Source organism: Pseudomonas sp. KNUC1026 (assembly GCF_021650705.1).
Lineage (GTDB): Bacteria > Pseudomonadota > Gammaproteobacteria > Pseudomonadales > Pseudomonadaceae > Aquipseudomonas.
This window is the reverse complement of record NZ_CP087138.1, coordinates 1,241,321-1,265,830: the sequence shown is the minus strand read 5'-3', so window position 1 is coordinate 1,265,830 and position 24,510 is coordinate 1,241,321. Positions and strand designations below refer to the sequence as shown.

Below are 24,510 nucleotides of genomic sequence, written 5' to 3'. Positions count from 1 at the left end.
CGAAGGCGGCGGTAGCCTGCCCGCCTTTTTCGCACCCAAATCCAGCCCGCACTCGCGCGCACTTTCTGAGGTTTTCAGGATGAGCTCCCTCGTTCCCTGCATCATTGCCGGCGGCGCCGGCACCCGTTTGTGGCCGGTTTCGCGCGAGGGCATGCCCAAGCCCTTCATGCGCCTGCCCGATGGCGAAAGCCTGCTGCAGAAAACCTTCACGCGCGCAGCGAACCTGCCTGGCGTGGAGCGCATTGTGACGGTCACCCAGCGCGAGCAGTATTTCCGCACCCAGGACGACTACCGCCAGTACAACCATCGCAAACTGGCGGTGGATTTCCTGCTCGAGCCCGAAGGCCGCGATACCGCAGCCGCCATCGCGGTGGCCGCCCTGTACGTGGCCGATACCTATGGCCCTGAGGCTCAAATGCTGGTGCTGCCTGCCGACCATCTGATTCAGGACCACGCCGCATTCGCCGAGGCTGTTGCGGCAGCGCAGTCCGTGGCAGCAGATGGCGCGCTGGTGACGTTCGGGCTGGTACCTACCCGCGCCGAAACCGGCTTTGGTTACATCGAACGGGGTTCGGCGCTGACACACGGTGCGTTCGAAGTTGCGCGCTTCGTGGAAAAGCCGGACCAGGCCACCGCCGAGGACTTCCTGGCCGGCGGCAACCACCTGTGGAATGCCGGTATGTTCTGCATGCGCGCAGACGCAATCCTGCAGGAGCTGGCCCTGCACGCGCCTGCGATACTGGAAGCAGCCCAGGCCAGCCTGACGGCGAGCCCGCGCAAGCAAGGCCAGGGGGAAACTCAGGTTGAGCTGGCCGCGGAGCCTTTCAGCCAGGCACCGGCGCTGTCGATCGACTACGCAGTGATGGAGCACTCTCGCAAGGTTGCAGTGCTGCCGTGCCAGCTGGGTTGGAGCGACATCGGCTCATGGCAGGCAATCCGCGAGCTGGCACCTGCCGATGCGCAAGGCAACCAATGCAACGGCGAGACGGTGTTGCATGACACCCACAACTGCTACATCGATTCGCCCCGGCGCGTGGTGGGGTGCGTAGGCGTGCAGGACCTGGTGATCGTCGACACGCCCGACGCGCTGTTGATTGCCGACACCCACCGCAGCCAGGATGTGCGGGTAATCGCCAAGGCACTCAAGGACAAAGGCCATGAGGCCTATCGACTGCACCGCACGGTTACACGGCCCTGGGCACCTACACCGTGCTCGAAGAGGGCAAGCGCTTCAAGATCAAGCGCATCGTAGTCAAGCCTGAGGCGCAACTCTCCTTGCAAATGCACCACCACCGCAGCGAGCACTGGATCATCGTCAGCGGCATGGCCAAGGTGACCAACGGTGATGAAGAGTTCCTGCTCGACACCAATGAGTCGACCTTCATCAAACCCGGCCGCATGCACCGCCTGATGAACCCCGGCGTGATCGACCTGGTGATGATCGAGGTGCAAAGTGGTGAATACCTCGGTGAAGACGACATCGTGCGCTTCACCGATGTGTACGGCAGGGTCAGTTGAACAGCTCGCTCAGGGGAATGAAGTTGACCCCCTCCCCTTCGCTGAAACTGCGCCCTTCCGGGACTTCCACCAGCCCCTGAGCCCAGGCAGCGCTGCGTAGTACACCGGAGCTCTGGTTCGGGTAGAGCACTGCGCGGCCACTGTCCAGCCGGGCGCGCAAGAACTCACGGCGCCCGCCCGCCTTGGGCCAGTCGAAGCCCGCCGGTACCACGAGGCGAAGCGGTTCGACGGCCTGGCAGCCCAGCCGTCGCATGAGGTAGGGCCGCGCCAGCAGGCCGAAGGTGACCAGGGTCGAAGCCGGGTTGCCAGGCAGCCCGATGACCGGCACGCCCTGGTAGTGGCCGAAGGTCAGCGGCTTGCCTGGCTTGATGGCGAGTTTCCATAGCGCCAGTGCACCGTCTTCACGAAGCGCCTGGCCCAGGAAGTCCGCCTCCCCCACCGACACACCGCCGGTGCTGAGGATCAGATCGGCGTGGCGGTAGGCGCCCAGGCGCTCACGGGTCATGGCGAAATCGTCAGGCAGGATGCCTGCGTCCAGCACCTGGCAGCCCAGGCGCTCCAGCCAGCTACAGAGCACGCGGCGGTTGCTGTTGTAGATCTGCCCCGGCCCCAGCGCCTGGCCCGGCTCTACCAGCTCATCGCCGGTCGACAGCACTGCCACCACTGGCCTGCGCCGTACCGGTATGCGATCCATGCCCAAAGTGGCCGCCAGCCCCAGTTCTGCGGGGCCCAGCCGCGCACCGGCCGCAAGCACGGTTTCGCCCCGCACGGTTTCCTGGCCTTGCGGGCGAATGTTCTGACCGAGCCTGAGCGCCTGCAGCAAGCGGACACAACCGTCGCCCAGCACTTCGGTGTTCTCCTGCATCTCCACGCAATCGGCGCCTTCAGGCACCGGCGCGCCGGTGAAAATCCGTGCGCAGGTGCCTGGCTGCAAAGGTGCGGGCGCCATGCCGGCGAGCACTCGCTGGCTCACCGGCAGCGGCTGCCCGGCGACATCGGCAAGCCGCAGCGCGTAACCATCCATCGCACTGTTGGGCCAGGGTGGAACGTCGAGCGGCGAGGTCAGGTCCTCGGCAAGCACACGGCGGTCGGCCTCGGCAAGCGAGAGGTGTTCCACCTCAAGAATCGGTGACGCATCGGCGGCTTCCAGCAACAGCGCCAAGGCTTGCTCCAGCGACAACAAAGCGGAGCGCTCAGCCACGGCTTTCACACGGTGCGGCTTGCTTGAGGTGTGGCACGAAATTGCAGGGGCGAAAACGCGCATCCAACTGCTCAGCCAGAATGCCGTCCCAAGCGGTGCGGCAGGCGTTGGTCGACCCTGGCAGGCAGCAGACCAGGGTGCCATTGGCAAGGCCCGCCAATGCGCGGGACTGAACGGTGGAGGTGCCGATGTCGGCAACCGAGATCTGCCGGAACAACTCGCCAAATCCATCGATGCGTTTATCCAGCAAGCAGGCCACCGCCTCCGGCGTGCTGTCGCGGCCGGTGAAGCCCGTTCCCCCGGTGACCAGTACCACTTGCACCACCTCCTCGGCGATCCAGTGAGCAACCTGGGCGCGAATGCGATAAAGATCGTCCTTCAACAAGACGCGCTCGGCCAGCCGATGGCCGGCCGAGGTGAGGCGGTCGACGAACAGTTGGCCAGAGGTGTCGTTATCGAAGGTGCGGGTGTCACTGACGGTGAGCACCGCAATGTTGAGCGGCACGAAAGGCGTGTCGGCCTTGGCTTTCATGGCAGGTTCCGATTGTTTGCGGCAATGGCCGGTGTTATATCACAGCCACCTGATGACCGCGCAGCGAGCCTGCCATGCCTGCTGATGAGCTTTCTTTATCCGTATTGTTGCTGGCCGGGGGCCAGGGCAGGCGCGTGGGCGGGCAGGACAAGGGCCTGCTGAGCTGGCACGGCAAGCCATTGATCGCCCACCTGTTTCGGCAGGTACGCGGGCTGACCGACGACCTGATCATTTCCTGCAACCGTAATACCGAACTCTATCGGCAGTGGGGCGACCACCTCGTCCCTGACCGTGAACCCGACTACCCAGGCCCCATGGCCGGCCTTTGCGCAGGGCTTGCCCTGGCACGCCACCCACTGGTGCTGGTGCTGCCCTGTGATGCGCCCGGTATCGACTCAAGCCTGCTGGCCCCTTGGCTTGCGCTGGCGCGCCAGGCGCCAGGACTGCCCACGCTGATCCGCCAGGGTGGCCAATGGGAGCCGCTGTTCGCCGTACTGCCCAAGGCACTTGGCGAAGCCTTCGAGAAGGCCTGGCTTGCTGGCGAACGCAGCCCCAAGCGAGTCATACTCAGCGGTGAGGTACAGGCCTACGACTGCCCCGCGCATGATCCACGCCTGGCCAACCTCAATACCCTGGCTTTGCTTGACTCGTATCAGGGAAACTGACACTTGCGCCAGTGCCAGGAACTTTGCACCCTGCACTGGCGTCCCACTGTGCGATAAACCTTGTTTTCACTCCGGAGAATTTTGCAATGACCACCCGCATCGTTCCTGCTGTCCTGCTCGCCGTTGGCCTGGCTGCTCTGGCAGGTTGCTCGACGCCTAATGTGATCACCCTGAACGATGGGCGTGAGATCCAGACCGTGGATACGCCCAAATACGACGATGACACCGGCTTCTACGAATTCAAGCAGCTCGATGGCAAGGTCACCCGGCTCAACAAAGACCAGGTTCGTACCGTAAAAGAGCTGTAAGCCGAGCCTGTGAAAGCGGATTAACCCTCCTGCTATCAAGGGCTTGCATAAGGCAACGAGCGGCAGTATGCTCTCGGCCATCGGAGTGTAGCGCAGCCAGGTAGCGCGTCTCGTTCGGGACGAGAAGGCCGCAGGTTCGAATCCTGTCTCTCCGACCACCTCTTGAAAAACCCGCCATTCGGCGGGTTTTTTCGTTTCCGTTCTGCACCCGCCACCCGCTGTCAGGGCCAGGCAAGCTGCAGCCGGCTGTCAAAACGCCGAGGCTCACCAGTCAGCGGGTCGTCGAAGCTTACAGCCTGCGCCAGCAGCTTCAGCGGTTTGCTGAAGTCATCCTGCTCGCCGTCAGGCACGACCTCGGGGTAGAACGGATCGTTGCACAGCGCTGCCCCCAGAGCGGCCATATGCACGCGCAATTGGTGGGTCTTGCCGGTCACGGGCCACAGCTCGTACCGCCACCAATGCTCGCTGCGTTCAAGCACATGAACATGGGTTTCAGCTGTTAGGTTCGCCGGGTACCTCGCGCATTCGAAAAAAGGTTCGCCCTTCACCATTCGGCTGGCATGCCGATGCGGGAAGCTCAACCCGGGTAGCGCAGGGGCTATGGCCTGGTACACCTTGTGGATACGCCGCTCGGCGAACAACGCCTGGTACGTCCCTCGCGTGGCTGGTTGCGCGGAAAACATCACCAGGCCCGCCGTGTGCCGGTCGATGCGGTGCAGCGGCACCAGGTCAGGATTGCCGAGTGAGCGAATGAGCCGACGCAACAGCGTTTGCTCCACATAGCGCCCAGCCGGGGTAACAGGCAGAAAATGCGGCTTATCGACCACCACCAGATGCTCATCCTGAAACAGCACCTGCTCCTGGACATCGATCACCGGCTCTTCCGGCACTTCGCGAAAATAGTGCACGCGCAAGCCCTGCCGATAGGGGGCTTCACGTTCCAGCGGCCGCCCCTCGACATCGAGCACACGCCGACGCGCGAAGCGGTCCTCCCATTGCTGGGCCGGCACCTTCGCAAAATGCGCACACAGGCACTCGAAAACAGTACCCCAGGGGCCAGGGGGCAGTACCAGTGTGCTGGCCTGGCAAAAGGCCGGGTTGAAAGAAGAAGAAGCTGGCATGCAGGGGCTCGTCGCAAAGGCGGTGGAGCGTGCATTATCCGCGATCAGAGCACCAAGGGCATCGATTCTGGCTCGCAAAGGGCGCGCAACTTGCGAAGCACCTGCACCGGCTCCCAGCGAGATGGGTCGTAGAGTGCATAGGCAGCGCCGTCATAGCCCACAACATCGAGGCCACGGTGATAGCCGGCACGCTGGAAGAGCGCTTCGATTTCGGCGAAGCACGCATTGAAGTGAACCTTGCCGAATGGCGTGTCGCGATCCAGCACCAGCCCCTCGAGGCGCAACGTGAGCGCGGCCTCCAGCACTGCCTCCGGCGGCATGCGATTGACGCTGTATTTGAGTTGGTCGATGTTCAACTTGCCACGCCCCTGCTTCACTGTATGCATATACAGACTACTCATCCATGAATGGTTCAGCAAGGTATGAGTGTGCCGCGCGTCGGCAGGCTTGGCGCGCTCGCTTTATTTCAGGAAGTGAACGAGCGCATCCGTATCGAAAGGCCACTCCAGCTCATCGCCCGTATCCGTACGCCGAAGCACAGGCACCCGCTCAGCCAACTCAGGGTGCTTCGCTACATCCACCAGTTCCACCTGAAGGCCATGCTCGATCAGTGGCATCAATGCCTCCTCGGCCTGCTCGCAGGGCGGATGGTGAAACACGATCAACAACTGGCATACGGGCAACATCGGCGCAGTTCCGGAATCAAGGCGTGATTGTCAGGGCATCGGCAGCCAGGTTGAGTGTAGCCACCCTCGGCAGCCCCACGTGGCCGGCAGTCGGCGCGTGGCGGCAAAAAATGTACCATTGCCCGACTGAACCTCGGCGCTGCACCGGGCGTCGAAGCGCATAAGCACCGTTAACAGGAGGCACCATGGCCAGCATCACGGCAAAAGCAGCGCAAGAAGTGCTCGCGGCAGATTTCCAGGCATTGGTCGAAGACGCTGAGAAGCTCCTCGAACACAGCGCCACCCTGGCAGGCGATCAGGCCGATGTGCTTCGCGCCCAGGTCCGCGAAAGCCTTGCACGCGCCAAGGCTTCGCTACATGAAACCGAACAGGCAGTGCTGGAGCGGGGCCGCGAAGCGGTAGATGTCACCGAGGCGTGGGTGCAGAACAAACCCATGCAGGCGGTTGGGATTGCGGCAGGGCTCGGCTTTCTCATTGGTCTGCTGGCCACAAGGCGTTGAACATGGACGAGCACACAGAATACCCCCGCGCCCGCAGGGCTCGGCTTCGCGCGGCCTTCTGGCGGCATTTCTGGGTTTGGTTCACAGCCATCTCGAGCTTTTGGGTATCGAGTTGCAGGAACAGAAGGCGCGCACCTTGAGCTTGCTTCTGTTCGCGGGGCTGGCGCTGGTGTTTGCACTGCTGGCGCTGGTCGCACTGTCAGGCCTGATTCTGATCCTGCTGTGGGAGAACTATCGCGTTCCCGGCATGATCGGGCTGTGCGTTTTCTACGTGCTCGCTGGCCTGTTTTGTGCCTTCAGGCTCAAGGCGGCGATCTTCGATGAATCCTCTCCTTTCCATGCCACGCTCGAAGAGCTGGCCAACGACCGCGAGCGCCTGATGCCATGAGCCGCCCTACCCTGCCTGCTATCGCTGGTACATCGCGTCGCGAAATGCGCAAGGCGATCATTCGCCTGCGCATGGAAATGCACCGCCAGGAAATTCGCCAGCACGCTCGAGACGTGGTTAATCCACTGTCGCGTCTGCGCGGGTTCACCAGCAATGTCCAGGAAAACCTTGGCATCAAGCATGGCCCATTGTGGGGCGTGGGCCTTGTAGCCTTGCTCGGGTTCTTCTCGGGCAAAGGTGCCCGGTCGGGCAAGCTGGGGGCGCTGGGCCGTTTCGCCAAACTGGCAGCGAGCCTGGCACCTGTATTGCGCTTGCTGCAGCGCGCCAGCCGCCGTTGAGCAGAAATATCAGGCGCCCACTGGGCGCTTGATGCGCGCGCCCAGGCGCGGCAAGCTGGGTGCAATCATCCGATGGAGACTTGCCTTGGACTGGCACACCCTGCTCACCCGCGAACGGCTCGGCAAGCCTGTTCACAGCGCCGAAGAAATGGGCCGCAGCCCCTTTCACAAGGATCACGACCGCATCATCTTTTCCGGCGCTTTTCGCCGGCTTGGGCGCAAAACCCAGGTTCATCCAGTCACCAGCAACGATCACATCCACACCCGCCTGACTCACTCGCTGGAGGTCAGTTGCGTGGGCAGGTCACTGGGCATGCGCGTAGGTGAGACACTTCGCGACAGCCTGCCAGGCTGGTGTACCGCTGCCGACCTGGGCATGGTCGTGCAGTCCGCATGCCTGGCGCATGATATCGGCAACCCGCCATTCGGCCATTCGGGCGAAGATGCCATTCGCCATTGGTTCCAGCAGGCAGCAGGCCGTGGCTGGCTGGATGCGATGAGTGAAGCCGAGCGCCAGGACTTCCTCAGCTTCGAGGGTAACGCTCAAGGTTTTCGCTTGCTGACTCAACTGGAGTATCACCAGGCAGAGGGCGGCATGCGCCTCACCTACGCCACTTTGGGCGCGTATCTCAAGTACCCCTGGAGCGCCCGCCACGCCGACGCCGTGGGTTACAAGAAGCACAAGTTCGGCTGCTATCAGAGCGAGCTGCCCCTGCTGGAACAGATCACTGCGAAGCTCGGCATCCCTCAGTTGGCCCCTCAACGCTGGGCGCGCCACCCGCTGGTATACCTGATGGAAGCGGCCGACGATATCTGCTACGCGTTGATCGACCTGGAAGACGGCGTCGAAATGGAGCTGCTCGACTATGCGGAGGTGGAAGCTCTGCTGCTTGGGCTGGTGGGCGACGACTTGCCGGAAACCTACCGCCAACTGGGGCCGGCGGATTCGCGGCGCCGCAAGCTGGCGATCCTGCGCGGCAAGGCCATCGAACACCTGACCAACGCCGCAGCCCGCGCCTTCGTGGAACAGCAGCCGGCACTGTTGGCCGGCACACTGGAGGCAGACCTGGTCGAGCACATGCAGGGCCCAGCCAAGCGCTGCGTACAAAGCGCCAAAGACATCGCAAGGCAGCGTATTTTCCAGGACAAACGCAAAACCCTGCACGAGATTGGTGCCTACACCACCCTTGAAGTGCTGCTCAACGCCTTCTGCGGGGCAGCGCTGGAGCAACACGGCGGCCGTACACCATCCTTCAAGCACCGGCGCATCCTTGACCTGCTGGGTGCCAACGCGCCACGCCCCGACAGCACGCTGCACTCCGCCTTTTTGCGCATGGTGGACTTCATCGCGGGGATGACCGACAGCTATGCCAGCGACATGGCCCGGGAAATGACCGGAGGCGCGCGGCCCGCTTGAAGTGCAGCGTTTCCTAGGCGACCGGTCCTAAACTTTTGTAGGAAAATTCCGATTTAAGCCCCTGCTGCCCGCCCCTGCATGTCGTCTGCGGGGCAAATGCGCTACGGTCGCCCCCGGTACGCATGGCAGGGAAGTTTTCATGAAAAGCATTTTTATCCTCGATGACCACCCGGTCGTCCGGCTCGCGGTTCGCATGCTGCTGGAAGGTGAAGGGTATGGGGTGGTTGGCGAGTGCGACAACGGCGTCGATGGCATGCAGATGATTCGCGACGCACAACCTCATCTACTGATCCTGGACCTCAGCCTGCCACGGCTGGACGGCCTGGAGTTGCTGGCGCGCTATAACGCTATGGGCTCGCCCCTGCGCATTCTGGTCCTGACCGCGCAAACTCCGGCGCTGTTCGCCATCCGTTGCATGCAGGCCGGCGCCTGCGGCTTTGTCCGCAAGCAGGAAGAGCTTTCCGAACTGCTCAGTGCCGTGCGCGCGGTGATGGCCGGCTACAACTATTTCCCAAGCCAGGCATTGCATCCTGGCCCCTTGCCAGCGTGGCAGCAGGCGGAGCTTGCGCTGTTCGAACGCGTGAACGATCGCGAATTGATGGTGATGCAGCTGTTCTCACAAGGCCGCAGTAACAAGGAGATCGCCGCCAGCATGTTCATTTCGGGAAAAACCGTCAGCACCTACAAAAAACGGCTGATGCACAAACTGCGCGCCAGCTCGTTGGTGGAACTGATCGAGATCGCCAAACGGAATGCGCTGGTATGAGCCCTTGGCTGCCTTGGGCGGCGGCTGGCCTTGCGTGGGCGCTGGTCGCCTGGCTGGCGGTTCGCAACCAGCGGCTGGTAGGGATTGAACGCAGGCTCAGGCTGTTGCTCGACAGCACCCCTCACCCCTTGTACCTGCGTGACCGGCAAGGCCACTTGCTTGACTGCAACCAGAGTTACCTGCACAGCATGGGCGTTGAGCGCGAGCGTGTCATTGGCCGCACCGCCAGTGCCAGCGTGCTCGCCCACAGCCCGCAAGCACAAACCTTCGAAACGCTCTACCGGCAGGCGGTTCGCAGCGGCGAGGCCGTGGCCGGTGATCGTACGGTGGAAATGGGCGCCCGCACTTTGACGTTCCATCACTGGGCCCGGCCCCTCCGCGACCGGTCAGGCGAGGTAAACGGGCTGGCCTGCGGGTGGATAGACATCACCGAGCGCAAAGACCTGCAAGAGCAGCTGGAACGCGCCAGCCAAGCCAAGACGCGATTTTTGGCCACGTTGAGCCACGAAGTCCGCAATCCGCTCAATGCATTGGCCGGGCTGCTGGAGATAGCCGTCCACGACCCTTGCGCCCGCGATGCATCGACCCTGCGCACTGCACACAGTGCCGGCTTGGCGGTACTCGCCCTGATCGACGATGCCCTGGACATCGCCTGCATCGAAGCCGGGCGGCTGCGTCTCAATCCCCGCCCGGCACAGCTGGGCGAACTGGTGCAGGCCACCTGCAGCCTTTTCGAGCACACCGCCAGGCAAAAGGGATTGCAGCTGAGCGTACACATCGCCTCTGGGGCACAGGCATGCTTCTTCGTCGACCCCGATCGGTTGCGCCAGATTCTGTCCAACCTGCTTGGCAACGCCATCAAATTCACTGACCAGGGCCAGGTCCGGGTGCGTTTGAAAAGCCTCGGCGCGTGCTCAGGCGGGACCGCAAGCCTCTGGCTGAGTGTGAGTGATACAGGGCCAGGTATCGAGGCAATCGACCAGAAACGAGCATTCGCGCCATTCATGCAACTGGGTAAAGCTGCGCAACGGCCAGGTAGCGGCACCGGCCTGGGCCTGGCGATCTGCGAAAAGCTGGCTGACGTGCTGGGCAGCCGCCTGTTGCTGCGCAGCCAGCCGGGCCGTGGCACCTGCCTGGCGCTGCGCTTGCGCCTGCCTGCCACGCAGCAGGCTGCACTCTCGGCCGACGAAGGCATCACGGCGCACGCGCGAGCGTTCAATCGCGCAACAGGCAGAGCTCTGATAGTGGAGGACAACCCCGCCAACCGGCTCCTGCTGGCCCGCCAATTGGCTCAACTCGGCTTCGCCACCACGGCGGTGGCCAGTACCTACGCCGGCCTGCGTGCCTATCGCAGCGCGCACTACCCCTTGGTAATCACTGACTGCAGCTTGCCCGGCCCTGATGGCTATACCTTCACTCGCGCGTTGCGGCGGCTGGAGCAGCGCCTTCAGTACCCACCGAGCACCATCATCGGCTACACCGCGCGCAGCGGCTCTGCCGTGCACGAATATTGCCTGGGCGCTGGCATGGACGACTGCCTGAGCAAACCGGTGGGCCTGGCCACTTTACGAAAATGCCTTGCGCGCTGGCTGCCCGTCGATCGCGTCGATCTGGCAGCCCTGAACAGGGCCGAGCCCTGAACGCAGCCGTACGAGCATCCTGCGAGGAGGATCGCCGGCGCCTGGCATCCCCCCTGTCCCGGCAAGCGCTGACAGACCTGGCCCACCGCATAAAAGGCATGGCGCTGATGATTGATGCGCAAGCCCTGGCCGGCGCCGCCACTGCCTTGGAGCTGGCACTGGAGGCGGGAGAGCCGGCCGAGGCTGCTCGCTGTGCATTGGGCCGAGCACTGCTGGAACAGGAGCACTGCTGCGCACAGCGAACCGATGCGGGCCAGCTTGCCAGCGCAGCAGCAACTTGACATCATCGCCGGCGCAATATTCCCGACGCACAAGGACGCACGATCAGGAGAATGCGATGCCCGCCCATCCCCGAAAAGTGCCTTTGCACCTGTGCATCAGCGCCATGTTCACCGGTGCCCTGCTGCTGGTCGGTGCCGCAATGGGCTACAACAGCTATCGGCAGGCGACCGACATCATCCTTTCAAGCAGCGAGCGAGTGTTCGAAGGTGTCCAGCAGGACATCCGCCACGACCTTGAAAGCACGTTCCAGCCTGCCCGGCAAGCACTGGGGTTTCTGGCGGTCGATGAGCGTATCGGCGCTACCAGCCTGGACCAGCGCCTGGCGCTTTTGCCGGCATTCGACCAGGCACTGCGTGGCGCGCCAAGGCTGGCATCGCTGTATATCGGCTATGCCAACGGCGACTTCTTCATGGTCCGCGCCTTGCGCAACGCGAGCCAGCGTGCCGCGCTGCAAGCGCCCAGCCAGGCGCGCTTGCAGGTGTGGAGCATCACCCATGAGGCCGGCAAGGCGGTTTCCGAATCGCAGTTTTACGACGATCAGCTCAAGCAGCTAGGCCAGAGCGGAGTATCGGGGCGTTATTACGATCCGAGGGAGCGGCCCTGGTACCAACAAGCCCGCCAGCAGAACGGCCTGATCAGTACCGCGCCCTACGTGTTCTACTCCGACCGCCGCGTGGGGACCTCGATGGCACAGGCGGCAAGCCTGGGGCCGGTGGTCGGTGCCGACATCACGCTGGACGAACTCAGTGCCGACCTGGCACGCCATCGTGTGACGCCCTCGACGCAACTGGCGCTCTACGACCGCCTCGGCAACGCGATCGCCTATCCCGACAGCCAGCGGCTGATCATTGAGCGAGGTACTGCGCAACTTCAACGATTGAGCCAGTTGCACCCAGCCTTGGCTGCCTTCATGGCTGAGCCATCGGCCAGCAGGATTCACCTCGACGGCCGCGACTGGATAGTGGCCAGCCACGACCTGGCAGAGGCTGGCGACGAAGGCTTGCGCCTGGCCGTGCTGGTGCCCGAGGAGGAATTGCTGGCCCAGGCTTTCAAGGTGCGCTGGGAAGGCGCGCTGATGACCCTGATGGCCTTGCTGCTGTGCTTGCCCCTGGGCTGGCTAGGCGCACGGTTGGTGGTCAACCCGCTGCGCGCCATCGCACGCGAAATCACTCATCTGGCAGCTGGCGTAGCGCCAGGTGGCCAGCACACCGACAATCATCTGGTCATGGAAGTGCACCTGCTGCATCGCGCCGTGGGCCGCCTGGCAAACAGCCTGAGCGAGCAGGCCCAGGCCCAGGCGCGCATCACCGCTACGCCCGGCAAGGCGCGCTGGATGCAGTGGCTGGCCGAGGCGGCGGATTGCACACAGGCCAGGGCCGCCGTGCTGTTCCAGCATGCCCCGGAGCACACTTGCCTGCTGCCAGTGGCCGCCTGCGTAGATGCCCAGCCGATCCCCGTGGCTGCGTTGGGCCTTGCGCCTCTACCTCTGACCAGCGCGGCGCCGTGGATGCAGCCAGGCCAGGTCACCGGCTGGGGCTTTGAAGCGCTCACCGCGTTGCAGCCATTGCTGCTGGCTCAACGCTGGCCCCGGGTGTATCTGCTCAATGTGCCAATGCCCGAAGCAGCTGCCCATCTGCTGCTGCTCTGGCCGGATACGGGCGAACCACCCGCCGCCTCAGCGCACGCGGCACTGAGCCAGCTGGTGGCGCTGGCCACGTTGATGGGGCCTGTACCTGCGGCATCGCTGCAATGATCGGCCGCCGGTAAGCAGGCAGTGTCGCCGCCAAGCTGATAGACTTCGCCGCGTCATTACCTGTAAGGATCCGTTTCATGGCTACCAACCGTTCCCGCCGCCTGCGCAAAAAGCTGTGTGTGGATGAATTCCAAGAACTGGGCTTCGAGCTGAACGTCGAGTTCAAGCAAGACCTCTCCGAGCAAGCCATCGATGCGTTTCTCGACGACTTCCTCGCCGATGCCATCGATGCCAACGGCCTGGACTACGTCGGCGGCGAAGACTTCGGCATGGTCTGCCTGGGCGAGCGTGGCTCGGTCAGCGAAGAGCAGCGCAGCGCCGTAGAAGCCTGGCTCAAGGGCCGCGATGAGCTCAGCAAGGTTGAAGTCAGCCCGCTGGTGGATGCCTGGTACCCAGGTAACGCCATCAACGCCAGCGCCTGATCGCTCGCTCAAGGCCACCCCGTCGGGTGGCCTTTTTCATTCAACAGCGTGCTGAACGGATGCACAGCGTACACGTCACAGGGAACGGGCGGCCGCTACGGCTTGAAGGCTTACGCCGAGCACGCTCATAATCTATTGCCCTCGCCGTTCAACTCCTTGCCTCAAGGGCCCTGCGATCCATGACAAAACACCTGCGTCCGTTGTTCCTCGCAAGCCTCCTGCTACCCCTGGCGATGTCGACGCCAGCCCTGGCTGCCCCGCAAAGCCCGGGCGCCCTTTCGGCCAAGGTCGATCAGGCGCTCAAGACCAACAAGCTCCCGGCCGACGCACTGTCGCTGGCCCTGGTGCCACTCGATGCGCCTGGCGCGCCGACACTCTACAACGCCGATGTCTCGGTGAACCCTGCTTCGACGATGAAGCTGGTCACCACCTTTGCCGCGCTCGAGCTGCTGGGGCCCACGTACCAGTGGAAAACCGAGTTCTACACCGACGGCACGCTCAGTGGCGGCATCCTGAACGGCAACCTGTACCTCAAGGGCGGCGGCGACCCCAAGCTGAACATGGAAAAGCTCTGGCTGCTGATGCGTGACCTTCGTGCCAACGGTGTGCACCAGATCACTGGCGACCTGGTGCTGGACCGCAGTTACTTCAAGATGCCGACCAGCCTGCCCGCCTTCGACGACGACGGCGGTGATGAGAGTGCGCCGTTTCTGGTCAGCCCCGACTCCCTGCTGGTCAACCTGAAGGCGCTGCGGTTCATCGCCCGCAACGACAGCGGGCGGCTGGTGGTATCGGCCGAACCGCCGATCGCCAGCATTCGTATCGACAACCAGCTCAAGGCGCTGCCGGGCGACAAATGCGGCAGCGACGTGCGCTACAACCCGGTGACCCAGGCCGACGGCAGCGTCAGCGTGGTGGTCAGCGGTGGCCTGGCCAGCGGCTGCAGTTCGCAAACCTATCTTTCGCTGCTCGACCACCCCACCTACACCGCAGGCGCAGTGCGAGCGATATGGAGTGAACTGGGCGGCAGCATCCAGGGCCGCGATCGCCAGGCTCCCGTGCCGGCCAACGCCAAGCTGCTGGCGCGGGCGTTCTCGCCGGACCTTGCCGAGGTCATTCGCGACATCAACAAGTACAGCAACAACACCATGGCCCAGCAGCTGTTCCTGAGCATCGGCGCGCAGTTCCGCACTGACGCCGATGCAGACGACGGTAAGGCAGCCCAACGGGTGGTACGCCAGTGGCTCGCGCGTAAAGGTCTGGTTTCGCCGCACCTGGTGATGGAGAACGGCTCCGGGCTATCGCGCGCCGAGCGGGTCAGCGCTCGCGAGATGGCCGCCCTGCTGCAGGCTGGCTGGCGCAGCCCGTACGCCGCTGAATACATGAGTTCGCTGCCGTTGGTAGGCATGGATGGCACCATGCGCAAGCGCCTCAAGCGCACTGCGCTGGTAGGGGAAGGCCATATCGAGACTGGCACCCTGAACACTGTCCGCGCCATCGCCGGCTACACCCGTGACCAGGAAGGCCATACCTACGCTGTCGTGGCAGTGGTCAACGACCCACGCCCCTGGGGCGCACGGCAGGTGCTCGACCAGATCCTGCTCGATACCTGGAACTGATTGGCGGCCATGCTGCCTGGGTGAGTTTTCGCCAGTTGCAGGTTTATGTTCATGTTGCGCGCCTGGGCGGCATCGGCCAGGCCGCCCGACAGCTGAACCTCTCCCAATCCGCCACCAGCCAGTCCCTCACCGAGCTTGAGCGGCACCTGGGCGTGGCACTGTTCGAGCGCAGCGGCAAGCGGCTGCTGCTCAACGAAGCTGGCCGGCGTTTACTGCCCCAGGCCGAGCAACTGCTCGATGGCCTGCAACGCTTTGTGGATCAGGCACGCGAACCGGACGGCAGCTTGCACGGCAGCCTGGTAATCAGCGCCAGCGCTACTGTTGGCACCTGGTTGATGCCCGGCCTGATAGGGCGATTCAGCGAGTTCCACCCGCAGGTGGACATTCAGCTGCGGCTGCGTAACAGCGAAGATGTAGTGCGTGACGTACCGAAGCTGGAAGCCGACCTCGGTTTGCTGGAAGGCCGTACCCACGAACCCCGGCTGATCGCCGAGCACTGGCGCGAAGACGAATTGGTGGTTGTTCGCGCCCCTGGCAATCGTTTGGCTGGCGCAGGTGCTATCGACGAAGCGGCGCTTGCGAGTGAGCCATGGATCCTGCGCGAAGCCGGCTCGGGGACCCGCGCGGTACTGGAGAACGCACTGGGCTCCGGGGTGCGGCTGAACGTGCGCATGGAGCTGAGCCAGCCGGAAGCGATAAAGGAAGCGGTGAAAGCCGGTTACGGCCTGGCGTGCATGTCGCGCCTGGCGGCGGAAGCGGAGGTCCGGCGCGGCGAATTGATGGCCCTGCACGCACCCCTGGACCTGCGCAGGGCATTCACCCTGGTATGGCACCCTGAGCGGTATCGCAGCCCGCTGTGGCAGGCATTCAAGGTGTTCCTGGCCGAGGCTTAACCCGCCTTGGCCTTGCGCACCTCATCCACCCCGCGATTGGCAAGCGCATCGGCGCGCTCGTTGCCAGGGTGCCCGTTATGCCCGCGCACCCACTGCCAGGTGACCTGGTGCCGATTGACCTGCTCATCGAGCTGTTGCCAGAGGTCGGCATCTTTGACCGGCTGCTTGGCTGCAGTTTGCCAATTGCGCTTTTTCCAGTTGGGCATCCACTCGCGGATGCCTTTCATCACGTATTCGGAATCCGTGACCAGTGTGACCTGGCAGGTGCGCTTGAGCGCTTCGAGCGCGCGTATAGCGGCCGTGAGTTCCATGCGATTGTTCGTGGTGGCGCCTTCGCCGCCCCAGAGTTCTTTTTCCACACCCTTGAACACCATCAGCGCACCCCAGCCGCCGGGGCCAGGGTTGCCCTTGCAGGCGCCATCGGTGTAGATCTCGACTGTATCGCTCATTTAGCTCCGCCCTTGAGGCTTTCATCCATCCTGGCCACATTACGGTTGACCTTGGCCAGCGGCATCGGCAGCAACTTGCCCATCGGCTCGCGGCGTTGCGGGCGCAGGGGGCGCAGCCCTACCACCAGCTTGCGCGCGACCAGTATATAGAAGCCGCCGCCCATGCCCTGCCAGCCACTTGCCGCACGCTCCCAGCCGGCCATGCGGGCCTGCCAGCGGGCCGAGGCAAGCGGCGGACAATAGCAGCCGAAGCGTTTTTCTCCAGCGCAAAGCCCAGCAACGCCAGCCAGTCCGTGACCCTCGACGCCGAGAAGCAACGCGCCTTGCCCAGAGCGTCGCGGGCGAATACATGGCGCGCGCCCCACGCGCTCCAGGGGTTGACTCCCACCACCACCAGGTGGCCGCCGGGGCGCACCGCGCGTGCCGCTTCGCGCAGCAGGCCATGGGGCGAAACGCTGAAATCGAGCCCGTGCTGCAGCACCACCAGGTCGGCTGCGTGTTCGCCCACCGGCCATGCCTGCTCTTCACAGGCGATCTCCACACCCGGCAGCGGCGCACCCAGGCGCACCGTACGCTGTACCTGCTCGGCGACCGGGCGCATCGGCCTGGGGGCCGTAGTGCACCAGATAACCACCGAAGAACTTGCGCAGTTCTTCAGTGAGCGCGGTGTGTTCCTGGCTCAGCAGCAGCTGCCCCAATGGGCTGGCGAACCAGTCGCGGGCCTCACCGATCAGTTCCAGCCACTGCGCATCGGCTTGCGCGAAGGGACGTTCGAGCATCGCATTCTCCCCAGGGGGCCGTTACGGGCATAAGATGGTCGCCATACCGAAGATTGGCGGAAGCCCACATGATACAGATCCAGCCCCTGCGCGCGTTCAACGATAATTACATCTGGCTGTTACAGGATACCGCCACATACCAGTGTGCGGTGGTCGACCCGGGCGATGCCGCACCGGTTCAGGCATGGCTGGAGGCGAACCCGGGCTGGGTGCTGGCCGACATCCTGATCACCCACCACCACCACGATCACGTCGGCGGCGTCCTGGCCCTCAAGACGCTGACCGGCGCGCGGGTCACCGGCCCTGCCGATGAAACCATACCCGGCCGCGACGTGGCGGTTGCACAAGGCAGCCGGGCCAGCGCGCTGGGGCTTGATTTCGAAGTACTGCACGTGCCCGGCCATACCCTGGGGCACATCATGTATTACTGCGCCGGCCATGAGGCACCGTTGCTGTTCAGCGGCGATACGCTTTTCGCGGCCGGTTGTGGCCGCCTTTTCGAGGGAACGCCGGCGATGATGCACCAGTCCCTGTCGAAAACCGCAGCCATGCCCGATGGCACCCTGGTGTACTGCGCCCATGAATACACCTTGAGCAATCTGCGCTTCGCTGCGGCGGTGGAGCCCGGCAATGCGGCAATCACCGAGCGGCTGGAGCACGTTGCGGCACTGCGCGAGCGGGACGGTTGCAGCCTGCCGTCGACCCTGGCACTCGAACGGTCGACCAACCCCTTCTTACGCATTGCTGAAACATCCGTTAAACAAAAGGCCGACGAACGTAATGGAACTCCCTGCACCTCTACAACTGAGGTTTTCAGGGTGTTGAGAGCTTGGAAGGATCAGTTCTAAGCGCGGGCGGGTTATGCCCGCAGGTCATGAGAGGTTGACCCACCGGGGTGCGCTTTCTAGAATCGCCGCACTTTTGAACCCGGAAACCCCAACTTCCCAATGTCGCCTGCCTCGAAAATCACTGTTCCTGCCAACACGCTGACACGCCTGGCCCAAGCGATTGCCGTGGCGTGTTCCATGGTGCTGGTTGGTTGCCAGAGCAGCGCGCAGCTGCCTAGCGAGCCGGTGAAAACCCCGGTGCCGAAGCTGGTACATCAGGCCAAGCCAAGGCCGGTTTTCTCGACGCCCAACGCGAGCAACCGCCACACGATGTCTGGGACAGGATGCGGCTGGGCTTTCAACTGCAGGACGGCCTGGACGTCAACCCGCGGGTCGAGCAGCAACGCCTCTGGTTCGTCAGCAATCCCTCGTTCCTGAACGGCGCGGCCGACCGTGGCAGCCTCTACGTGCATTACATCGTCGAGCGCCTCGAAGAGCGCAACATGCCGCTGGAGCTGGCGCTGCTGCCGGTGATCGAAAGCGCGTACAACCCGATGGCACTGTCCCGGGCGCAGGCCGTCGGGCTGTGGCAGTTCATTCCCTCCACCGGGCGCTACTTCAACCTGCGGCAAACCAACCTCTACGATGGTCGCCGTGATGTCACTGCCTCCACCACCGCTGCGCTGGACTACCTGACCAAACTGCACGACATGTTCGGCGGCGACTGGCTGCTGGCACTGGCCGCCTACAACGCAGGCGAAGGCACGGTGAGCCGGGCCATCGAGCGCAACCAGCGGTTGGGCTTGCCCACCGACTACTGGAACCTCTCGTTGCCACAGGAAACCATGGACTACGTGCCCAAGTTGCTGGCGCTGTCGGAAGTGGTGTCCTCGCCAGCCGCCTACGGGATGGAGCTGGAGCCGATTACCAACGAGCCGTACTTCCAGGTGGTCGATGTCGACCAGCGCCTCGACCTGTCGCGGGTTGCAGCCATGGCCAACATCGACGAGGACGAGCTGTACCAGCTCAACCCCGCACTGAAGAAACGCGAAACACTCAACCGCCCGTTGCACCTGCTGGTGCCCACGGCCAAAGCGCAGCTGGTCAAGGCCACTTTGGCCGACCCCCGGCAGCTCGTTGCCCTGCGCCCCATGCGCCCGGCCGTCGAGCGCATCGCTACCGCGGCACCTGCCCGGGCCACGTCCTACACCGTGCGCCGCGGCGACAACCTGGGTTCGATCGCACGCGCCAACAAGGTGTCGGTACGTGACCTGCAGCGCTGGAACAAGATTTCCGGCCACACGCTCAAGGTCGGGCAAACGCTGGTCATGCGCGACAACCGCCCCACCGGCGGGCGCAAGCTGGCGGCCAACAAGCCGGCCAAACAGCGCACCACCCAATACCGTGTTCGCAAGGGCGATTCCCTTTACCAGGTCGCCAAGCGCTTCAATGTCGAAACCCAGCACCTCAAACGTTGGAACCCCGACGCCAGCAAGGCGCTCAAGCCAGGGCAAACGCTCACCGTCTACCTGGATCGCTGAGCGAGCCGAACACTTTGAAATCTCGTCAAATCGCTCAGTTGCGGCGTATCTGATACTGTACCGGGCAGTTTTGTCGTACAACTGCCCGGACGCCCTTTCACCTCGATGCGCCTGCCCTTTCTCCTCACCCTTGGCCTTGCCTGTTGCAGCGGTGCTCACGCCGAGCTTACCGTCAGCCATGGCTATGCACAGTTCGGCACGCTCAAGTATCCGGCCAGTTTCAACCACTTCGACTGGGTCAATCCCGCAGCGCCCAAGGGCGGCACGCTGCGCCTGATGGCCCTGGGCACCTTCGACACGCTCAACCCTTACACCTTCAAAGGCACCAGCCCCACCGCCACGGCCAACTTCCTGCAGTACGGCGTGAGCGAGCTGAACGAGCCGCTGATGGTCGGCACCGGCCCCTACGACCCTTCCGGCGATGAGGAAACCTCCAGCTACGGCCTGATCGCCGCTTCTGTCGAGTACGCCGACGACCGCAGCTGGGTGGTGTTCAACCTGCGCCCCGAGGCGCGCTTCAACGATGGCGTGCCGATCACCTCGGCAGACGTGGCGTTCTCCTATCGCACCCTGCTCACGCAGGGCCACCCGCTTTACCGCACGGCCCTCCAGGAGGTGGAACGGGTGGACGTGCTCGGCCGCCATCGCATCCGCTTCGTGCTGCGCCGCGCAGGCAACCCCCTGCTGATCCTGCGCCTGGGCGAGATGCCGGTACTGCCCCGGCACTACTGGAAGGGGCGGGACTTCCAGGCCACCACCTTCTCTGCACCGGTGACCAGCGGGCCTTACCGCATCACTGAAGTGGTGCCAGGGCGGCGGCTGGTGTTCCAGCGCGTGCGCAACTGGTGGGGCAAGGACTTGCCCGCCAACCGGGGCAAATATAACTTCGACCGGGTCGAGGTAGAGTTCTACAGGGACAAAGAGGTTGCCTTCGAAGCCTTCAAGGCCGGGGAGTTCGACCTGTACATCGAAAGCCAGGCCAAGAACTGGCTCAGCGGCTATGACTACCCGGCGGTACGCCGTGGCGATGTGATCAAGGCACAAATCCCGCACCAGATTCCCAGCCAGACTCAAGGCCTGTTCTTCAACACTCGCCGTGCCGCCTACAGCGATGCGCAAACCCGCGAAGCACTGGGCATGCTGTTCGATTTCGAGTGGGCCAACCGCGCCTTGTTCAGCGGTGCCTACCGCCGCTCCACCACCTGGTACCCCAACAGCGAGTTCGCCGCCACCGGCCTGCCCAGCGGCCAGGAATGGCTGCTGCTTTCGGCACTGCGCGAGCGGCTGCCGGCGCGTCTGTTCACCGAGCCCTTCAGCGTGCCGCGCACCGACGGCAACGGCGTACCGCGGGAAACCCTGCGCCGCGCACTCGGTCTATTGGCGGGCGCCGGCTGGCGCTACCGCGGCGATCAGCTGGTCGATGCACAAGGCCGGCCGCTGCACCTTGAGATCCTGTTGGTGAACCCGAGCCTGGAGCGCATTCTGCTGCCGTATGTGGAAAACCTGAATCGAATCGGCGTGCAGGCTAGCCTGCGCACCGTCGACCGCGCTCAGTACAAACAGCGCCTCGACCAGTACGATTTCGACATGATCCTGATGACCCTGAACCAGACCCTCAGCCCGGGCCTGGAGCAGTGGCAGTACTTTCACTCAAGCCAGGTGGCGGTCAAGGGCGGCAAGAATTACGCCGGTATCCACGATCCCGCAGTGGATCAGCTACTCGATGCCCTGCTCGGCGCCCACACCCGCGATCAACAAGTGGCCGCCGCTCGCGCCCTGGACCGCACCCTGCTGTGGCAGCACTACATGATTCCCAACTGGTATATCGACTACCACCGCCTGGCCTACCGCAACCGCTTCGCCTTCCTGGCAACGCCCCCCTACACACTGGGGCTCAACAGCTGGTGGCTCAAAGCCTCGGAGAACACCCCATGATTTCAGCGCGTGCCCTGCTCCTGCAGGGCTGCACCCTCTGGCTGGCGGCTTGCGCCGGCACGGCCCAGGCCGCAGGGCAGTACGCCATGACCCTGTACGACGAGCCCGCCAAGTACCCGGCCAACTTCCAGCACTTCGACTACGTGAACCCTGATGCACCCAAAGGCGGCACCCTGCACCTGGCCGACGTGGGAGGCTTCGACAGCCTCAACCCCTGGTTGGACAAAGGCGTGCCCTCGGCCGAAGTGATGTACGTCTACGACACCCTGATGTACTCAAGCCTCGATGAGCCGCTGACCGAATACGGCCTGATCGCCGAGCGTGCCGAAAAAGCCCCGGACAACACCTGGGTGCGCTTTTACCTGCGCCCGCAGGCGCGCTTCCACGACGGCCACCCGCTGCGCGCCGAAGACGTTGCCTTCACCTTCGAAACACTCATGCAGAAGGGCTCGCCGTTCTGGCGCAACTACTGGGCCGACGTCAAAGACGTGCAGGTCGAAAACCCGCTGCAGGTGATCTTCCATTTCAAGACCGGCAGCAACCGCGAGTTGCCACTGATCGTCGGGCAACTGCCGGTGCTGCCCAAGCACTTCTGGGCCAGCCGCGATTTCGCCAAGGGTGGGCTGGAGATTCCGCTGGGCAGCGGCCCGTATCAGGTAGCCAATGTACAGCCCGGCCGTTCGTTGCGCCTGGAGCGGGTGAAGGACTACTGGGCCAAGGACCTGCCGGTCACCCGCGGCATGTATAACTTCGACGCCATCACCGCAGATGTGTATCGCGACAGCGGCGTGGAGCTGGAAGCGCTCAAGGCCGGGGCCATCGACTGGCGCCAGGAAATCAGTGCGAAGAACTGGGCCACCGCCTATGACGTACCGGCAGTGCAGCAAGGCAAGCTGATCAAGGACAACATCCCCAACGGCTCCCCCGGCGGCATGCAAGGCTTTGCCTTCAACCTGCGCCGGCCGCTTTTTCAGGATGTTCGGGTGCGCGAAGCACTGAACCTGATGTTCGACTTCGAGTGGACCAACCGCCAGCTGTTCAATGGCGCCTACCAGCGCACGGGCAGTTTCTTCAGCAACTCGGAGCTGGCTGCCACCGGCCTGCCCAGTGCCGACGAACTCAAGCTGCTGGAGCCGCTGCGCGGCAAGATCCCCGAGCGGGTGTTCACACAACCCTACAAGAACCCGGTCAGCGATGGCAGCGGGGTTATCCGCGACCAGCAACGCCAGGCCTATCAGTTGCTGCAAAGCGCCGGCTGGAAGGTCGTCGACGACCGCATGACCGATGCCAGCGGCAAGCCGGTGACCATCGAATTCCTGCTGGCCCAGCCCGAGTTCGAGCGCATCCTGCTACCGTTCAAGCGCAACCTCAAGGACCTGGGCATCGACCTGGTGATCCGCCGTGTGGACCCCGCGCAATACGTCAACCGCCGCCGCTCGCGGGACTTCGACATGACCGTCGTCACGCTGCCGCAGTCGTCCTCGCCCGGCAACGAGCAACGCGGGTTCTGGACCAGCGAAGCGGCCGACCGCCCCGGCACCTTCAATACCATGGGCCTGAAAGACCCGGCCGTGGACACCCTGGTCGACGGCCTGATCAACGCAGGCTCCCGGCAGAACCTGGTGACCTACGCCCACGCGCTGGACCGTGTATTGCTGTGGAACTACATCGTGGTGCCCAACTGGACCGTGACCGATTGGCGCGTGGCTTACTGGAACAAGCTGCAGCACCCCAAGGTGATGCCCAGCAACGACATCGGCCTGATGACCTGGTGGATCCGCCCGGGCGCCGCCGAGCCTGAACAGCAGCCGCTGCCCGCCGAGAAGGAGGCCCCCTAGATGCTCGCCTACATCCTGCGCCGGCTGCTGCTGATCATCCCCACGCTGTTCGGCATTCTGGTGATCAACTTCATCATCGTGCAGGCTGCCCCCGGCGGGCCTGTTGAACAGATGATCGCCAAGCTCGAAGGCTTCGAAGGCGCCACCGCGCGCATCGGTGGCGGCGGCTCGGAGGTCTCCACCGCCGGCTCCAGCTACCGCGGTGCCCAAGGCCTTGACCCCGAACTGATCAAAGAGATCGAGCGCCAGTACGGCTTCGACAAGTCCGCACCTGAACGGCTGTGGATCATGGTCAAGAACTACGCCCGTTTCGACTTCGGCGAGAGCTTCTTTCGCAATGCCAGCGTCACCGGGCTGATTCTCGAAAAAATGCCGGTGTCGATCAGCCTGGGGCTGTGGAGCACGCTGATCATGTACCTGGTTTCCATACCGCTGGGCATCGCCAAGGCCATGCGCCACGGCAGCGCCTTTGACGTGTGGACCAGCTCGGCGATCGTCATCGGCTACGCGGTGCCGGCGTTCCTGTTCGCCATTCTGCTGATCGTGCTGTTCGCCGGCGGTAGTTATCTGGACTGGTTCCCGCTGCGCGGGCTCACCTCCAACAACTTCGACGAGCTGAGCCTGGCCGGAAAAGTGGGCGACGTATTTCTGGCACCTCGCACTGCCGGTCACTGCGCTGGTGATCGGCAACTTCGCCACCCTCACGCTCCTCACCAAGAACAGCTTCCTGGACGAGATCGGCAAGCAATACGTGACCACTGCCAAGGCCAAGGGCCTGAGCCCGCGGCGGGTGCTGTACGGGCATGTGTTTCGCAATGCGATGTTGCTGGTGGTCGCCGGCTTCCCGGCGGCCTTCATCGGCATCTTCTTCACCGGCTCGTTGCTGGTGGAAGTGATCTTTTCCCTAGATGGCCTGGGCCTGATGAGCTTCGAAGCGGCGATCAACCGTGACTACCCGGTGGTGTTCGGCACTCTGTTCATCTTCACCCTGGTGGGCCTGTTGGTGAAACTCATCGGCGACCTGACCTACACCCTGGTCGACCCGCGCATCGATTTCGAGAGCAGGAAACACTGATGACGCTATCCCCTCAA

22 protein-coding genes, 1 tRNA gene and 4 pseudogenes are annotated in these 24,510 nt (G+C 63.7%); 20 read left to right on the top strand and 7 right to left on the bottom strand.

What is annotated here, in order from left to right; translation table 11 throughout:
- Positions 1-79: 79 nt before the first annotated feature.
- Positions 80-1,518: pseudogene (locus tag LN139_RS05665) on the top strand (mannose-1-phosphate guanylyltransferase/mannose-6-phosphate isomerase).
- Here the strand turns inward: LN139_RS05665 and LN139_RS05660 are convergent.
- Complete coding sequence (locus LN139_RS05660) at positions 1,511-2,728, bottom strand: molybdopterin molybdotransferase MoeA (RefSeq protein ID WP_236359112.1); 1,218 nt, start codon at positions 2,726-2,728, stop codon at positions 1,511-1,513. The pseudogene LN139_RS05665 and the gene LN139_RS05660 overlap by 8 nt on opposite strands.
- The gene (gene moaB / locus LN139_RS05655) at positions 2,712-3,251 is read right to left on the bottom strand and encodes a molybdenum cofactor biosynthesis protein B (RefSeq protein WP_236359111.1); all 540 of its coding nucleotides are present in this window, start codon (positions 3,249-3,251) and stop codon (positions 2,712-2,714) included. Before moaB ends, LN139_RS05660 begins: the two co-directional genes overlap by 17 nt.
- A gap of 74 nt (positions 3,252-3,325) precedes the next feature.
- Here moaB and mobA point away from each other — a divergent pair, with 74 nt between their 5' ends.
- The 3 genes from mobA (at position 3,326) to LN139_RS05640 (ending at position 4,382) form a co-directional block, all read left to right on the top strand.
- On the top strand, positions 3,326-3,916 hold the full coding sequence (mobA, locus tag LN139_RS05650; RefSeq protein ID WP_236359110.1) for a molybdenum cofactor guanylyltransferase MobA: 591 nt from the start codon (positions 3,326-3,328) through the stop codon (positions 3,914-3,916).
- Positions 3,917-4,002: 86 nt separating this feature from the next.
- Positions 4,003-4,224, top strand: coding sequence for a YgdI/YgdR family lipoprotein (locus tag LN139_RS05645; protein WP_236359109.1), 222 nt, complete (start codon positions 4,003-4,005; stop codon positions 4,222-4,224).
- Positions 4,225-4,305: 81 nt separating this feature from the next.
- Positions 4,306-4,382, top strand: a tRNA-Pro gene (locus LN139_RS05640).
- 63 nt (positions 4,383-4,445) lie between these two features.
- Here the strand turns inward: LN139_RS05640 and LN139_RS05635 are convergent.
- The 3 genes from LN139_RS05635 to LN139_RS05625 form a co-directional block, all read right to left on the bottom strand.
- The gene (locus LN139_RS05635) at positions 4,446-5,345 is read right to left on the bottom strand and encodes a pseudouridine synthase (RefSeq protein WP_236359108.1); all 900 of its coding nucleotides are present in this window, start codon (positions 5,343-5,345) and stop codon (positions 4,446-4,448) included.
- Between the two features lie 44 nt (positions 5,346-5,389).
- Complete coding sequence (locus tag LN139_RS05630) at positions 5,390-5,731, bottom strand: transcriptional regulator (RefSeq protein ID WP_236359107.1); 342 nt, start codon at positions 5,729-5,731, stop codon at positions 5,390-5,392.
- A 75-nt stretch (positions 5,732-5,806) separates the two neighbouring features.
- Positions 5,807-6,031 (bottom strand): glutaredoxin family protein, encoded by a 225-nt coding sequence (locus tag LN139_RS05625; RefSeq protein WP_236359106.1) that lies wholly within the window; start codon positions 6,029-6,031, stop codon positions 5,807-5,809.
- Between the two features lie 185 nt (positions 6,032-6,216).
- Between LN139_RS05625 and LN139_RS05620 the strand changes: the two genes are divergently transcribed.
- The 11 genes from LN139_RS05620 to LN139_RS05570 all read left to right on the top strand — a co-directional run bounded on the left by LN139_RS05620 (position 6,217) and on the right by LN139_RS05570 (position 16,049).
- Positions 6,217-6,531, top strand: coding sequence for a DUF883 family protein (locus LN139_RS05620; RefSeq protein WP_236359105.1), 315 nt, complete (start codon positions 6,217-6,219; stop codon positions 6,529-6,531).
- 19 nt (positions 6,532-6,550) lie between these two features.
- Positions 6,551-6,919, top strand: a complete 369-nt coding sequence (locus LN139_RS05615; protein ID WP_236360291.1) for a phage holin family protein — start codon at positions 6,551-6,553, stop codon at positions 6,917-6,919.
- The gene (locus tag LN139_RS05610; protein ID WP_236359104.1) at positions 6,916-7,257 is read left to right on the top strand and encodes a hypothetical protein; all 342 of its coding nucleotides are present in this window, start codon (positions 6,916-6,918) and stop codon (positions 7,255-7,257) included. The genes LN139_RS05615 and LN139_RS05610 overlap by 4 nt, the downstream gene beginning before the upstream one ends.
- An 85-nt stretch (positions 7,258-7,342) precedes the next feature.
- Complete coding sequence (locus tag LN139_RS05605) at positions 7,343-8,674, top strand: deoxyguanosinetriphosphate triphosphohydrolase (RefSeq protein WP_236359103.1); 1,332 nt, start codon at positions 7,343-7,345, stop codon at positions 8,672-8,674.
- Positions 8,675-8,813: 139 nt separating this feature from the next.
- Positions 8,814-9,440, top strand: coding sequence for a response regulator transcription factor (locus LN139_RS05600; protein WP_236359102.1), 627 nt, complete (start codon positions 8,814-8,816; stop codon positions 9,438-9,440).
- Positions 9,437-11,080, top strand: a complete 1,644-nt coding sequence (locus LN139_RS05595; RefSeq protein ID WP_236359101.1) for a hybrid sensor histidine kinase/response regulator — start codon at positions 9,437-9,439, stop codon at positions 11,078-11,080. Before LN139_RS05600 ends, LN139_RS05595 begins: the two co-directional genes overlap by 4 nt.
- Positions 11,014-11,361 (top strand): Hpt domain-containing protein, encoded by a 348-nt coding sequence (locus LN139_RS05590; RefSeq protein ID WP_236359100.1) that lies wholly within the window; start codon positions 11,014-11,016, stop codon positions 11,359-11,361. The genes LN139_RS05595 and LN139_RS05590 overlap by 67 nt, the downstream gene beginning before the upstream one ends.
- Positions 11,362-11,417: 56 nt before the next feature.
- Complete coding sequence (locus tag LN139_RS05585) at positions 11,418-13,115, top strand: cache domain-containing protein (protein ID WP_236359099.1); 1,698 nt, start codon at positions 11,418-11,420, stop codon at positions 13,113-13,115.
- Between the two features lie 77 nt (positions 13,116-13,192).
- On the top strand, positions 13,193-13,537 hold the full coding sequence (locus LN139_RS05580) for a YggL family protein (protein WP_236359098.1): 345 nt from the start codon (positions 13,193-13,195) through the stop codon (positions 13,535-13,537).
- A gap of 179 nt (positions 13,538-13,716) precedes the next feature.
- Positions 13,717-15,156 (top strand): D-alanyl-D-alanine carboxypeptidase/D-alanyl-D-alanine endopeptidase, encoded by a 1,440-nt coding sequence (gene dacB / locus LN139_RS05575; protein WP_236359097.1) that lies wholly within the window; start codon positions 13,717-13,719, stop codon positions 15,154-15,156.
- A 20-nt stretch (positions 15,157-15,176) separates the two neighbouring features.
- A complete protein-coding gene (locus tag LN139_RS05570) occupies positions 15,177-16,049 on the top strand; it encodes a LysR substrate-binding domain-containing protein (RefSeq protein ID WP_236359096.1) in 873 nt (290 codons plus the stop codon).
- Here the strand turns inward: LN139_RS05570 and rnhA are convergent.
- Positions 16,046-16,498: a ribonuclease HI gene (gene rnhA, locus LN139_RS05565; RefSeq protein ID WP_236359095.1), complete on the bottom strand. Its 453-nt coding sequence runs from the start codon at positions 16,496-16,498 to the stop codon at positions 16,046-16,048. The genes LN139_RS05570 and rnhA overlap by 4 nt on opposite strands.
- A pseudogene (locus LN139_RS05560) lies at positions 16,495-17,277 on the bottom strand (class I SAM-dependent methyltransferase). The gene rnhA and the pseudogene LN139_RS05560 overlap by 4 nt, the downstream one beginning before the upstream one ends.
- 68 nt (positions 17,278-17,345) lie before the next feature.
- Between LN139_RS05560 and gloB the strand changes: the two are divergent.
- The 5 genes and pseudogenes from gloB (at position 17,346) to LN139_RS05535 (ending at position 24,493) form a co-directional block, all read left to right on the top strand.
- The gene (gene gloB / locus LN139_RS05555; RefSeq protein WP_236360288.1) at positions 17,346-18,125 is read left to right on the top strand and encodes a hydroxyacylglutathione hydrolase; all 780 of its coding nucleotides are present in this window, start codon (positions 17,346-17,348) and stop codon (positions 18,123-18,125) included.
- Positions 18,126-18,224: 99 nt separating this feature from the next.
- A pseudogene (locus LN139_RS05550) lies at positions 18,225-19,645 on the top strand (LysM peptidoglycan-binding domain-containing protein).
- Positions 19,646-19,750: 105 nt separating this feature from the next.
- Positions 19,751-21,580 (top strand): extracellular solute-binding protein, encoded by a 1,830-nt coding sequence (locus LN139_RS05545; protein ID WP_236359094.1) that lies wholly within the window; start codon positions 19,751-19,753, stop codon positions 21,578-21,580.
- The gene (locus LN139_RS05540; RefSeq protein WP_236359093.1) at positions 21,577-23,418 is read left to right on the top strand and encodes an extracellular solute-binding protein; all 1,842 of its coding nucleotides are present in this window, start codon (positions 21,577-21,579) and stop codon (positions 23,416-23,418) included. The genes LN139_RS05545 and LN139_RS05540 overlap by 4 nt, the downstream gene beginning before the upstream one ends.
- Positions 23,419-24,493, top strand: a pseudogene (locus LN139_RS05535) (microcin C ABC transporter permease YejB).
- Positions 24,494-24,510: the final 17 nt, after the last annotated feature.